The 13,455-nt window shown below is 59.2% G+C and carries 13 protein-coding genes; 5 read left to right on the forward strand and 8 right to left on the reverse strand.

Going from position 1 to position 13,455, the window contains the following annotated elements:
* The first annotated feature begins 2 nt into the window (after window positions 1-2).
* Window positions 3-311, forward strand: coding sequence for a hypothetical protein (locus M2400_RS10515; RefSeq protein WP_259196324.1), 309 nt, complete (start codon window positions 3-5; stop codon window positions 309-311).
* A 274-nt stretch (window positions 312-585) separates the two neighbouring features.
* Here M2400_RS10515 and M2400_RS10520 read toward each other — a convergent pair whose 3' ends face one another.
* The 3 genes from M2400_RS10520 to M2400_RS10530 form a co-directional block, all read right to left on the reverse strand.
* Entirely contained in the window at window positions 586-1,038 is a 453-nt protein-coding gene (locus tag M2400_RS10520) for a hypothetical protein (protein WP_259196319.1), read from the reverse strand.
* A gap of 218 nt (window positions 1,039-1,256) precedes the next feature.
* A complete protein-coding gene (locus M2400_RS10525) occupies window positions 1,257-2,744 on the reverse strand; it encodes a replication protein (protein ID WP_259196317.1) in 1,488 nt (495 codons plus the stop codon).
* Between the two features lie 3 nt (window positions 2,745-2,747).
* Window positions 2,748-2,972, reverse strand: a complete 225-nt coding sequence (locus M2400_RS10530) for an AlpA family transcriptional regulator (protein WP_004878789.1) — start codon at window positions 2,970-2,972, stop codon at window positions 2,748-2,750.
* 79 nt (window positions 2,973-3,051) lie between these two features.
* Between M2400_RS10530 and M2400_RS10535 the strand changes: the two genes are divergently transcribed.
* Entirely contained in the window at window positions 3,052-3,909 is an 858-nt protein-coding gene (locus M2400_RS10535; protein WP_259196315.1) for a hypothetical protein, read from the forward strand.
* A 10-nt stretch (window positions 3,910-3,919) separates the two neighbouring features.
* Here the strand turns inward: M2400_RS10535 and M2400_RS10540 are convergent, their stop codons facing one another.
* The 5 genes from M2400_RS10540 to M2400_RS10560 form a co-directional block, all read right to left on the reverse strand.
* The gene (locus M2400_RS10540) at window positions 3,920-5,140 is read right to left on the reverse strand and encodes a site-specific integrase (RefSeq protein ID WP_259196369.1); all 1,221 of its coding nucleotides are present in this window, start codon (window positions 5,138-5,140) and stop codon (window positions 3,920-3,922) included.
* A 308-nt stretch (window positions 5,141-5,448) separates the two neighbouring features.
* Entirely contained in the window at window positions 5,449-7,026 is a 1,578-nt protein-coding gene (gene guaA / locus M2400_RS10545) for a glutamine-hydrolyzing GMP synthase (RefSeq protein WP_155581705.1), read from the reverse strand.
* A gap of 81 nt (window positions 7,027-7,107) precedes the next feature.
* A complete protein-coding gene (gene guaB / locus M2400_RS10550) occupies window positions 7,108-8,577 on the reverse strand; it encodes an IMP dehydrogenase (RefSeq protein WP_010176852.1) in 1,470 nt (489 codons plus the stop codon).
* A 104-nt stretch (window positions 8,578-8,681) separates the two neighbouring features.
* Complete coding sequence (locus M2400_RS10555; RefSeq protein WP_003209647.1) at window positions 8,682-9,230, reverse strand: hypothetical protein; 549 nt, start codon at window positions 9,228-9,230, stop codon at window positions 8,682-8,684.
* A 144-nt stretch (window positions 9,231-9,374) separates the two neighbouring features.
* Window positions 9,375-10,142, reverse strand: a complete 768-nt coding sequence (locus tag M2400_RS10560; RefSeq protein ID WP_177047028.1) for a sulfite exporter TauE/SafE family protein — start codon at window positions 10,140-10,142, stop codon at window positions 9,375-9,377.
* Window positions 10,143-10,241: 99 nt separating this feature from the next.
* Here M2400_RS10560 and M2400_RS10565 point away from each other — a divergent pair, with 99 nt between their 5' ends.
* The 3 genes from M2400_RS10565 to M2400_RS10575 are packed head-to-tail and all read left to right on the forward strand — an operon-like array spanning window position 10,242 to window position 13,347.
* Window positions 10,242-11,132 (forward strand): LysR family transcriptional regulator, encoded by an 891-nt coding sequence (locus M2400_RS10565; protein ID WP_177047030.1) that lies wholly within the window; start codon window positions 10,242-10,244, stop codon window positions 11,130-11,132.
* A 10-nt stretch (window positions 11,133-11,142) separates the two neighbouring features.
* Window positions 11,143-12,522, forward strand: coding sequence for an exodeoxyribonuclease VII large subunit (gene xseA, locus M2400_RS10570; protein ID WP_177129113.1), 1,380 nt, complete (start codon window positions 11,143-11,145; stop codon window positions 12,520-12,522).
* A gap of 3 nt (window positions 12,523-12,525) precedes the next feature.
* Window positions 12,526-13,347, forward strand: coding sequence for a peptidoglycan DD-metalloendopeptidase family protein (locus M2400_RS10575; protein WP_177114788.1), 822 nt, complete (start codon window positions 12,526-12,528; stop codon window positions 13,345-13,347).
* Window positions 13,348-13,455 lie beyond the last annotated feature (108 nt).

Below are 13,455 nucleotides of genomic sequence, written 5' to 3' on the forward strand. Positions count from 1 at the left end.
CCATGACAGACATTCTGATATTCGCTGGATTCGCAGCATTGGTCTTTACGCTCGGCATTGGCCTGTGGGCGCTTGGCAGATGGCTACGCAACAAGGGGTACGGACCGCAACTCGATAAGCTGGATCGCCAGTACACAGCGCTCCAGCTCAGGGTAAGCCCGCTGGCCCTATCAGCTTCATACCGCATGATTGCAGGAGCACACAGCATGAATCGCCTACCTCTGCTGGGAAGCAAAAGTAACGCAGCTCTGACAAAGCAGATTCTGGTGGCGATGCGCGCCGAACAGCCTACACAAAAACGAGCAGGCTAAAATTCGCTGATCGCTAGCCCGGCGTATTACTAGCCCCGCCACAGGGCGGGGTTTGTATTGCTGTGGCAGCACCGCTTAGCACGCCCTTGATTTTTCCCATCCGTCGCTTGCCTTGCCGGGCCTTATCATCAGATTCCGCATAGACCTGCGCTATCATCGGCCATCCCCTTAACGTGCTGTAATATGCACGGACTTTGAACACCTACCAGCCAGATGCCAGATGGACGGGAAGCAACTACAGCTGATCAAATGTAGCCCGCCACCCAATACCGCTTTACCTTATTGGGACGATATCGGCCGTGATCTGCTGAACCCCTGAAGTGCTGCCGCCTAAAGACAATTTCTCGGCTACTTCTTTGGCAGCCCCCATGGTTTTATAACCTTTGGCATCGCCTGGGTCGTTCGAAGCAGCTATGCGCTTGCCGGTCTTGACGACGTAAAGGCGTCTCGCTCCTGGCTTAAGCTCAAACCATACGAGCCAATCGCCGCCTGAGGCCTTTGAAGGATCAGGGATCGGCTCCCACGACAATGACCCATCGTCGTGCTCGATGACTGCCATAGCAGAAGCGAGCGAGCTACCACGCCGTTTCGCCGAAGCCCATGCCAGGGCAGCGGTCTCGTAACGCACGGCACTTTCTAAGCATGTGACCCAAACGCTCGGCGACGCATGCACGAGAAAACCTTCCTCTAAATCACTTTCCACTGCGTAACCGATTATTCTGCCCATCTGCTCGACTCTAATAGTCCTTACTACCGCAAGTCTAACCATCAACAGGCACCACGCTGAGTGTAGGTGCAATAAAGCTCAGCTAGCTTAGCGGACATTTCTTCCAGACTTCAGGGTACTCGTGGATCTGCAGAAACGGACCACGCCAAAGCGCGGAGGCTTCGCCATTAGTAATACGCACGGACCCGGGACACCTTTAACCTCGCCACGAGTACACCTCAAACGCCGTCGGATCGACGCGACTGGGCCTTCGCCAAAGGCACTCCGCAATTAGTAATATGCACGGCATTGGAACGCTCGACGGCATCATTTACATAACGCCCTACGGCTGTCTTGCTGACGCCAATGCGGGCCGCGATAGCACGGATGCTCAATCCCTGACCTCGAAGTGTTTGGGCCTCAGCTCGACGGTCGGCGGTCACTTCTAGGTATATTTCCCTATCTACAGCCCCGGCGGCACGCCTACGGCCTTCCTCGCGCTTCCTGTGGCGTTCTGCGGCCTCGCGCGGGCTAATTACAGTCCTAAGCTGCCGCTGCTCGTCTGGCGTGATCCTGAACAGATTGATCAGCGTGTCGTTCCTGGGCGTGTACAGCGGGGCATAGTCCCTGCCCTCAAAGCTAACTTTCTCGCCTGCCTCGAACGCCTTGGCTTTGCTGAACAACGTCATCAGCTCTCTGGAGCGGCTATTCCATTGCGGGTCTAGCTCACGGGCCAGCGCGGATGCTTCGTGGTACATCTGTTTGCTGTTGGTTGCGCCCGAAAGCAACAGGAAATTTAGCCGCCAAAACAGGTGCTGCATTCGGCAGCCTTCGCTGACACCACCGCGCAGGTCGGCCAGCTTGCGCAAGTCCTCCAGTCGATCCCACGCGAGCTGGCGGCCGGAGAATCCCCGTAGGTTGTTCGTCTTGCCGCCGAGTACCGATACAAGCTTGAAGGGCTTGCGCTGGATAGGTTCGGCCTGCGCTTGCCGCTGCTGTTCGATTGTCCAACGCGCAGTAGGCAGCAGCGACTCGGCCAGATACTCGAAGTTGTAACGCACCGGCTGGCCGTCGATGCCGCTCTGAACATGCACAACGCGGCACACTTCGCCGCTCTTGCTGTTGACGGTTTCCACGGTACGCAGCACGCGGCTTGCATCCTTCGCCATACGATCGGCCCCAACGTGCGCCAAGCGCTCAACAAGGTAGCGCTGGCAGGCGTTCCAGCGCGGCAATGCCTGACGCGGAATCGTGCCCTCCAAAAGCCACTTGGCTTGGATTCCGCGGCCGCTGTAAATCAGCATGGACGGGGCGGGTATGCCTTCCTCTGCGCAGAAGTACATCACATAGCTGGCCAGGGCGTCGGGCGAGAAACCAGCGAGCGCAGGAACGCGATAGGTGTCGAGATCGGCGAACAGCAATCCCAAGCGCGATAGATTCACGACGCGCCGGTTGGGGCGGATGAATTCGGCCTGTGACATCCATGTGTCACGGGTTTTGTCTACCAGACCGAGAACGGTCGGCATATCTGCCAACAAGTGAGACGACTGGCGCTTGTCGCCACACACATCAACAAGGAGGGAAAAAAAGCCGCTCCGGGTGCTGTCGTGGTACGTCTGCGCCTCGTCCTGTGAACTGAACAGCGCAAGCTGTGAGCGTTGATGTTGAGCATGCGTAGTCCTACTATGCTGCTGCGAAATGGGCCCTGGATCGGGCCCGGTCCGCACTACTCAGGCTCCAATTCCAGGTCTGGGAGCCGGGCCAGAAGCTTTGCACGCATCAATCCATTCTTCGACTTCAGCCAGATCCCAAGCAACATTCCGGCTGGTCAAAGCGATACGGCGTGGGAAATCACCCCTTTGTTCCATGTTGTAAATTGTGCGCTCAGCCAGCGGGATCATCGCATGCAATTTCTTACGGTTGATGAGTGTTTTGCTCTTTGGTTTGGTCTCCACGGGGTCGCTTTCCTTCGAAGTTGTCAGATGCTTGACAATGCCTTCGAGGGCCAGAACTAGGGCGCAAAAAAGTTAGAATATGGTTGTCAATCGGGGCTATCATCTAAGGATGGGAAAAAGCTTAAAACCGTCGAGCACCTACGACCCGCTTCTGCAACTGCTGGTTAGGGAGAGCGATACATCGTCCGATCGCATCCGGTCGAAATTGAGTAACCACTACGACTGGTGCTTCTGCGAGCTATGCTGGCGGTCCACCGAATATGCGATCAGCATGGCGGCGCCAAAGGTCTTCAAGCGCTTAAAGCGCGAAAATGTCAAAGTGGTGCCCTTAACAGAATCTGTTCGTACAAGGGCTCAGAAAAAAGCCGATATATTGGTTGCTCGTTACGAACAGGCATTGAGGGGGGAGTTTGGCAAATATGGGCCCTCCCGGATGCTGTTGAGATACTGCGATATGCAGGAATTGCGCGGAGACTTTTCGGTAGCTGCATTCCGCGAGCATGTGGAGCGCCGAATGCTCGTTTCTACCTGGGCGAAAGACGGAGAATTACTGAGACCTGCGACCCTGCCGGGCCAGCCTGAAGGCGCAGCCAGACCGAGCAAACTCTACTGCGAAGCTCATAATCCGCGGCGTAGCGATGAAGCTCGCCGCGCCTATCAGCGCGACCGTAGGTTTGCACTTGAGTATGAGGAACTGATTGCCCAAATATGGGCACAAGGAGCTTCCGTGCTCCGTAGGTGGGATATAGAAACATGGGCAGATGTCAGGAAAAAGGCCTACGTCCAACTCCAAACACTCAAATCGCCAACAAGCTCGCTGGATGATTTGTTAAACCGAGGCGTTACGAACCAATCTGAAATCGCCCGGGAGCTTGGCGTATCGCGCCAAGCAATCTCTGCGGCCATCAGACGGCGAACTCGAAAGCTGGCAGATTGAATTTCTAACTTTATTCTTGGCCGCCATTGCTTCGACGTGGCCGGTGAAGGGTCCACTCGTCAATCATATCCGCCCAATCCTGCAACATAGCCCGACGCTGATCGCGGTATTCAGCCTTGTTATAGACGGCCCGGACGCCCTTCTGCTCGTGCGCAAGACACTTCTCAATCCAGTCTGAGTTATAACCCGCTTCATGCAGCAGCGTGCTCGCTGTCCGCCTCAAATCATGCGGTCCGAACTTGCTCAACGGCTTCCCCTCTTTCTGCGCGAGCCGATAGGTCAGCGTCAGCACCTGATTGATCGTCGCGGTGCTCATTGGCAAATCGGAATCGTACCGAGAGGGAAAAACGTAATCCGAACCACCGGCAAACGTCTTCAGAGCAATGAAAAAATCCAACGCCTGCTGAGATAAGAACACCAAATGGGGGTTGCGGCGTTTCATCCGCTCTTTCGGAATAGTCCACAAGGCTTCGCTGAAATTGATCTCGTTCCAGGTGGCATTAGTCAGCTCACTTTTGCGCACCATGGTGAGCAACAGCAGCTTAGCGGCCGCCCTTACCGAGGACGCGGTGCCGATGCGGTCTAGGTACTGGTACATCAACGCGATTTCGTCAGGCCCTAAAGCGCGGTCACGTGGCTCGAATTTAGCGATGCTTGCAGGACGTACCAGATCAGCCGGGTTCTCTACCTTCTGGCCACGCTCAATCGCCCATCGGAACACCTGCATCACAATCTCGCGGGAGTGCACGGCCGTGGCTGGAGCTCCACGCTCTACGATTGCATCAGTCAGCATTCGCAGGTCCTCATGATTGATTTCCACCAGTTTCTGATTGCCAAATTGCGGCTTGAGCTCGCGCTCGTAAACAGAACGGCGCATGTCACGGGTCGAGTCAGCCATCTGATACCCACGCAGCCACTTCTCAGCCCACGCATCAAATGTCTCTGCCCCTTTGGTGCGTGCCTTGGCACGGGCTTTCTCTTTGGCAGGTGACTTACCCGCCGAAACCATCTTTTTAGCCTCGCCCAGGCGCTCTCTGGCTTCCGCAAGTGTGATGCCACCCACGCCATAACGACCGAACGTGATGGTCTCCTGACGGCCATTGATTGAGTAGTTGTAACGAAATGAGATTGAACCGGCAGCAGTGACGGCCACATACAGCCCGTCGCGGTCGTTCACCTTGTAGAGTTTTTCTTGCGGTTTGAGGTTACGCAGCTTGGTATCGGTCAGCATGGCAGTTACGGATTCCATGGAAAAAATACCATGCTCAGAAAAGCACTCATGCACCACGATAAAACCCAATGAAACCGGGCTGATGATGAGATTTGATACCATGCCCTCCCCTACTAGGGCGACATGGTATCGAGCACCGAACATGGCATTTGGCTCAGTCAATGCCCCGTACCATGCCATACAAACACGGTGCTTGGCGATGCACAAAGCTGCCAGAATTTGCCAGACCCGAAAAGCCAAAAGCCCGCAATTACGCGGGCTCCAGGGCATTTCTTGCTAGTGGGTGCCGGACAATGCCGGACGCCCCATCATTCCCACTCAATCGTCGCCGGCGGCTTGCTCGAGACGTCATACGTCACGCGCGAAATACCTTCGATCTCATTGATGATACGACCGCTGACGGTTTCCAGCAGTTCGTACGGCAGGTGTGCCCAACGGGCGGTCATGAAGTCGATGGTTTCCACCGCACGCAAGGCAACAACCCAGGCGTAACGACGGCCATCGCCTACAACACCCACCGACTTGACTGGCTGGAACACCACGAACGCCTGGCTGACCTTGTGGTACCAGTCGGCCTTACGCAGTTCTTCGATGAAGATGTGGTCGGCGCGACGCAGCAGGTCGGCGTATTCCTTCTTCACTTCACCCAGGATCCGCACGCCCAGGCCCGGGCCCGGGAATGGGTGGCGGTAGACCATGTCGTACGGCAGGCCGAGTTCCAGGCCCAGGCGACGGACTTCGTCCTTGAACAGTTCGCGCAGCGGTTCTACCAGCTTGAGGTTCATTTCCTCAGGCAGGCCACCCACGTTGTGGTGGGACTTGATCACGTGGGCCTTGCCGCTCTTGGCGCCAGCCGACTCGATCACGTCCGGGTAGATGGTGCCCTGGGCGAGGTACTTGATGTTGTCCAGTTTGTTGGACTGGGCATCGAATACGTCAATGAAGGTGCGGCCGATGATCTTGCGCTTCTTCTCCGGGTCGGACTCGCCGGCCAGGTTGTTCAGGAACTGGTCTTCAGCGTTGGCGCGGATCACCTTGACGCCCATGTTCTCGGCGAACATGGCCATCACTTGCTCGCCTTCGTGCAGGCGCAGCAGGCCGTTGTCGACGAACACGCAGGTCAGTTGGTCGCCGATGGCCTTGTGCAGCAGGGCCGCGACCACGGAGGAGTCAACACCGCCGGACAGGCCCAGCAGGACGTTGTCGGTGCCGACCTGGGCACGGATGTTGGCGATGGCGTCTTCAGCGATCTTCGACGGGGTCCACAGCGCTTCGCACTGGCAGATGTCGAGGATGAAGCGCGACAGGATGCGACCGCCTTGCTTGGTGTGGGTCACTTCCGGGTGGAACTGCACGCCGTAGTAGCCGCGCTCGTCGTTGAACATGCCGGCGATCGGGCAGCTCGGGGTGCTGGCCAGGATGTGGAAGTCTTCCGGCATCCTGGTGACCTTGTCACCGTGGCTCATCCACACGTCGAGGCCGAACAGGCCGTCGGCGTCGATGTGGTCTTCGATACCGTCCAGCAGGCGGCTCTTGCCGACCACGTCGACACGGGCATAACCGAATTCACGCAGCTCGGAACCTTCAACCTTGCCGCCCAGTTGCTCGGCCATGGTCTGCATGCCGTAGCAGATACCGAAGACCGGCACGCCCAGGTCAAACACTGCCTGCGGGCAACGCGGGCTGTTGGCTTCGTGCACGGACTCGGGGCCGCCGGCGAGAATGACGCCTTTTGGAGCGAATTCGCGAATCGCTTCGTCGTCCATGTCGAACGGATGCAGTTCGCAGTACACGCCGATTTCACGCACGCGGCGGGCGATCAGCTGGGTGTACTGGGAACCGAAATCGAGGATCAGGATGCGGTGGGCGTGAATGTCGAGGGCCATGGAGTCAGTCTCGTCTATGTAATTCAGAAACAACTCGGGGCTGAAGAACAGCCCCGGTTACTTAACGTTTTGCTGGAAGCATCAACCTACGCGGTAGTTTGGCGCTTCCTTGGTGATCTGTACGTCGTGGACGTGGGACTCGGCCATGCCGGCACCGGTGATCCGCACGAACTCAGGCTTGGTGCGCATTTCTTCGATGTCGGCGCTGCCGGTGTAGCCCATCGAGGAACGCAGGCCGCCCATCAGTTGATGGATGATGGCGCTCAGGGTGCCCTTGTACGGAACACGCCCTTCAATGCCTTCCGGTACCAGCTTCTCGGCGCCCGCTGAGGAGTCCTGGAAGTAACGGTCGGAAGAACCTTGAGCCTGGGACATGGCGCCCAGGGAACCCATGCCGCGGTAAGCCTTGTACGAACGACCCTGGAACAGTTCGATCTCGCCCGGCGCTTCTTCGGTACCGGCGAACATCGAGCCCATCATCACGCAGGAAGCGCCGGCAACGATGGCCTTGGACAGGTCACCGGAGAAACGGATGCCGCCGTCGGCGATCAACGGTACGCCGGTGCCTTCAAGGGCAGCGGCGACGTTGGCGATGGCGCTGATTTGCGGCACGCCTACACCGGCAACGATACGGGTGGTGCAGATCGAGCCAGGGCCGATACCGACCTTGACCGCGTCTGCGCCCGCAGCAACCAGTGCCTTGGCGGCAGCGCCGGTGGCAATGTTGCCGCCGATCACTTGTACTTCAGGGAAATTCTCTTTGACCCAACGCACGCGGTCGATCACACCTTTGGAGTGACCGTGGGCAGTGTCGACCACCACCACGTCAACGCCGGCCGCTACCAGGGCCGAGACGCGCTCGCCGGTGTCCTTGCCGGTGCCGACCGCAGCGCCAACGCGCAGGCGACCTTGGTCGTCCTTGCTGGCCAGCGGGTAAGCCTTGGCTTTTTCGATGTCGTTGACGGTCATCATGCCCTTGAGGGCAAATTTGTCGTCGACGATCAGTACGCGTTCGATGCGGTGCTTGTGCAACAGTTCGCGAACGTCGTTCTTGTCGGCGCCTTCCTTGACAGTAACGAGGCGCTCTTTAGGCGTCATCACTTCGCGGACGGTGACTTCAAGACGGTTCTCGAAACGCACGTCACGGGAAGTGACGATGCCGACCAGGTCGCCATCGTGCAGTACCGGAACGCCGGAGATGTTGTGCAGGCGGGTCAGGTCGAACAGGTCACGAACGGTGGCATCGGCCTCGATGGTGATCGGGTCCTTGACCACACCGGCTTCGTAACGCTTGACCTTGCGCACTTCGGCAGCTTGCTGCTCGATGGTCATGTTCTTGTGGATGATGCCGATGCCGCCTTCCTGAGCCATGGCGATTGCCAAACGGGCTTCAGTGACGGTATCCATGGCAGCGGAAACCAGAGGAATATTCAGCTCGATGCCACGGGTTAGGCGGGTCTTGAGACTGACTTCGTTAGGAAGCACCTCGGAATAACCGGGCACTAGGAGAATGTCGTCGAATGTCAGAGCTTCTTGGCTGATACGCAGCATCGCGGGGGCTCCCGAGCGGGAAAATGGAAGCGCGCCATTATAGTCAGACACCCCCTCGGGTTCAATGTAAAACTCTGACAAACTTGGTAATACTGATAGATGGATTAAAGTTCGACTTTGACCCAACTCATCTTCTGGTCCAGCCAGTCGGCAAATTCGTCGATAAAACTCTGCTTGAACCCCGCCTCCGCCCAGTTATTGAAGATGAATCCCAGGTTGGAGAAGCCGCATTCCTGCAGGAACAGGAAGCCGTTGATGTCGTCTTCATGCCCACACAGCGGGCAGGTGAAGTTGTCGGTGTGGCCGGGCATCCAGTCTTCCAGGCTTTCGAACAGGGCTTCGCCGACTTCCTTGAGGCACTCGGGGCAACCGGCTTCTTCCAGGAAGCCTTTGGCCGGGGTGTAGATGCAGCGCTTGTAGATGATCTCCAGGCCGTTGATCGGCTCGTTGAACGGCAGCGCGTCGGGGTGCAGCACCACGGCGCGGGCACCGTCGGCCAGGGCGTAGCCCATGCGATTGCCGGTGCGCCCGCAGGTGGTGAGTTCTTCCTTGACGATGTTCTTGCGCACCAGCCAGCGCACGATCGCCCGGGCGCGGGGTTCGTGGACGGGCAAGGTGGAGATCTTGGGGACAAGGATGCTTTGGGAATTCATGGTGCCTGGGTGTCCTGCGGTGTGGCTTCTGGCCTCATCGCGGGCAAGCCCGGCTCCCACATTGGAATGCGATCAACTGTGGGAGCCGGGCTTGCCCGCGATGGGGCCCTAGAGCACGGCAGCTTAATCCCTGACACCCACAGGTCAAGTACTCAAGTAACGGGCAATCAAGGCAATGCCGCTGGCCAGCACCAGCCAGGTCACCAGCCGCACGAACGCCTCGCGGGACATGCGCAGGGTCAGCCGCCGCCCCGCCCACAGCCCGAGCGCCATGGCCGGCAACAGGCACACCGCCAACATCAACAAGGGTAGCTCGGCGTACACGCCGGCGATCAGAAACAGGCTCAGGCGCACCACCGTGCTGCAGCTGATCAACGCACTCTGGGTCGCCCGCGCGCCATCCTTGGGCAAACGGCTGTTGAGGTAGATCGCATATAAAAAGCCACCACTGCCGAACAACGCCCCGAACAATCCGCCGACCACACCCATGGGAATCGCCCAACCGGCCGCCATCTGCGTGGGCTTGACCTTCACCGCCAGGCTGTAGATCGCGTAGGCGCTGATGAAAAGCCCCATCAGCAGCAGCAATAAATCCGAATGCAGGTTGAGCAGGAAGATTACCCCCAGGGTGCAGCCAATCGCCATGCACGGCAGCAACCTGAGCAATTCCGGCTTCACCACATCCCGCCGCGATTGCAGGAGGTTGCCGAAAGCCGCGACAAAATCCAGCAACACCAGCAACGGGATGATCTTCGACAGCGGCATGAACAGAATCAGGATCGGCCCCGCCACCAGCGCGGTGCCAAAACCGGCGATGCCGAACACGATATAGGCCAGGGCAATCGCCACGCCGATCACCAGCCAGTCCACACCACCCAATGACCAGTGACTCAACAGTTCGACCGGGCTCATGAAGTCTTCCTTATTCAAGATGACCATCACTTTAGCCATCGGCGAGGGTTGCGACTAATATCTTCAAAGCCCATCACTCATCTCGAAAAGGCATGACTTGTGATTTCCACCCGGCAATTGCGTTACTTCGTCGAAATCGCCGAGAGCGGCAGCTTCAGCGCGGCAGCCGAGCGGCTGTTTGTGGCGCAATCGGCGCTGAGCCGGCAGATCAAGGAGCTGGAAAACCTGCTGCAAACGCCGCTGTTTGAGCGCACCGCACGCCAACCAAGGCTGACAGCCGCGGGCGAAGCGTTTTATCCGCGGGCACGTAACCTGCTGGGCGAGCTGCTGAAGGCCAGTGAGATGGCGACACAGGTGGGCAACGGCCAGCTCGGGACGCTGCGGCTGAGCCATTCGAGCACAGTGCCGATGAGTGGCCGCTTGCTGCGCGGCATCGGCGCCTGGCTGGAGCAATGCCCGGGCGTTTCAATGGACATCGCCAAACTGTCCTCCGAAGCGCAGCTGGAAGAAATCGCCGACGGTCGGCTGGAGGTCGGGCTGTTGCGCTTGCCGGTGTTGCGCCAGCGCGAAGGCGTGCGCATCGTGCCTTTATACAGCGAGCGGTTGCTATTGGCGGTGCCGCCGAACCATCGGTTGGCCGGGCACACATCCGGTATAGATTTGGCGCAGTTAAAAAACGAAGCGTTTATCTCTATCCCTCATCCCCAACGCGGAGGGCTGAGTTACCTGTCAGCCGAGTTGTGCATGCGTGCCGGATTTTTCCCCAAGGCAGCCCGGGTGATGTCGCGCAAGACCACGCAGTTGCAGCTGATCCAGGCCGGATTCGGGATTGCCCTGCTGCCGGAATCGATGCAGGACATCGCGCCGGCCAACATTCACTTTTTGCCCCTGGCCGATCCCGATTGCCAAAGCACCGTCGCCCTCGCCTGCCAGCAAACGCCGAGCGCGCTGGTGGAGCAGTTCTGTCAAACCCTGCACGAATGCCTATAAACTGCCGCCCATGATTAAAGATCCCTTTGCCCGTCTGGGCCTGGACCGCGAAGTCCTGACTGTCAGCCAGCTCAACGGCCGCGCGCGGGTGTTGCTGGAAGACGTGTTCACCAATATCTGGGTTGAAGGCGAGATCTCCAACCTCGCCCGCCCGGCCTCCGGCCACGTGTATTTCACCCTCAAGGACAGCGGCGCCCAAGTGCGTTGTGCACTGTTCCGGCAGAACGCCGCACGGGTGCGCCAGGCGTTGAAAGACGGTTTGGCGGTGAAGGTACGGGGTAAGGTCTCGCTGTTTGAAGGCCGTGGCGACTATCAGCTGATTCTCGACACGGTGGAGCCGGCCGGTGATGGCGCGTTGCGCCTGGCCTTTGATGCACTGAAGGAAAAACTCAGCGCCGAAGGTTTGTTCAGTGCCGAGCGCAAGGTGCCGCTGCCCGCCCACCCTCGGCGCATCGGGATTATCAGCTCGCCCACCGGCGCGGTGATTCGCGACATCATCAGCGTATTCCGCCGCCGGGCGCCCAACGTCGAACTGACGTTGATCCCGACGGCCGTGCAAGGCCGTGAGGCCGTGGCGCAAATTGTCCGCGCCCTGAAGCTGGCCGATGCCCGCGGCTTTGACGCGTTGATCCTGGCCCGTGGCGGCGGCTCGCTGGAAGACCTCTGGTGTTTCAACGAAGAAGCCGTGGCGCGTGCCGTGGACGCCTGCGTGACGCCCATCGTCAGTGCGGTCGGCCACGAGACCGATGTGTCCATCAGTGACTTTGTCGCCGACGTGCGTGCGCCTACCCCTTCCGCCGCTGCCGAGCTGTTAGCGCCGGACTCCAGTCACCTGACTCGCCAGGTAGAGAATCTGCACCGCCGCCTGGTGATGCTGATGCGCAACCGCCTGAGCCACGACCGCCTGCGCCTGGAAGGCATGGCCCGTCGCCTGCGTCATCCGGGCGAGCGCCTGCGCCAGCAAGCCCAACGCCTCGACGACCTGGACATGCGCCTGCGCCGGGCCTTTGAGCGCAGCCTGAATACTCGTCGCGAACGGCTGATCCGCCTGGAAACACGTCTCGCCGGCCAACACCCCGGCCGCCAACTGGCCCTGCTGCGCCAACGCCTGGACAGCCTCGCCGAGCGCCTGCCCCGCGCCATGCGCGAAGGCCTCAAGGCCCGTCGCCTGCAACTGCAAAGCCAGGTGCAGACGCTGCACGTGGTCAGCCCGCTGGCGACCCTCGGCCGTGGCTACAGCATCCTGCTGGACGAACGCGGCCAGGCGATTCGCAATGCCGCGCAAACCCACACCGGCCAGCGCCTCACCGCGCGCCTCGGTGAAGGCCAATTGCAGGTGCGGGTGGAAGACAACCACCTGACGCCCGTCACCCTCTCGTTACTGGATTGATTGATGCCACGCTTTTTAAGTTTGTTGATGCTGTTGTGCCTGACTTTCAATGCCCACGCCGACAGCTACATCACCCGGCTGCTGAACAAGCCGGTGCCCGGCGGCGTCGCGGTGATCGACCTCGGCCCTTCGGCGACGGCGCCCAAGGCCACTTACCTGAACCGGCCAGTGCTGGTGGTGAAGGAGCAGAACAACTGGCTGGCCATTGTCGGTATTCCGCTGACGGTAAAACCCGGCACCCAGCGCATCACCAGCGGCAGCCAGAACCTGCCGTTTATCGTCGGTTTCAAGAAGTACCCCGAGCAGCACATCACCTTGAAGAACAAAAGCCAGGTGAACCCGGACCCGGCGCAACTCAAACGCATCGAAGGCGAGCTGGCGGTCCAGCTCAAGGCGTATCGCAGTTTCAGCCCGAATACACCGAGCAACCTGTTGCTGGACAAGCCGGTGAACGGGCCGCTGTCGAGCAAGTTCGGCGTACGGCGTTTCTTCAATGGCGAGGAGCGTAATCCGCATTCGGGGCTGGATTTTGCCGTGGGCGCAGGAACGCCGATCAAGACGCCGGCGGCGGGCAAGGTGATTCTCACCGGTAACTACTTCTTCAACGGTAACACCGTGTTTGTCGACCATGGCCAGGGCTTTATCAGCATGTTCTGCCATATGTCGAAAATAGATGTGAGCGTGGGCCAGCAACTGGCACGCGGTGCAGTGGTGGGCAAGGTCGGCTCCACCGGCCGGGCGACCGGACCGCATATGCATTGGAACATCAGCCTGAACGACGCACGGGTTGATCCGGCGATCTTTATCGGGGCGTTTCAGCCTTGACGGCTGCGCTGCACCCGAATCGGTGCAGCGCACTTTGCTTACAGTTTCAGCAGGAACCGACTCACCGTGAACCCTCACCCATCTGACTTACAAGGAGCGTAACGACGA

The organism is Pseudomonas sp. BIGb0558, from assembly GCF_024807515.1.
Classification (GTDB): domain Bacteria; phylum Pseudomonadota; class Gammaproteobacteria; order Pseudomonadales; family Pseudomonadaceae; genus Aquipseudomonas; species Aquipseudomonas yamanorum_A.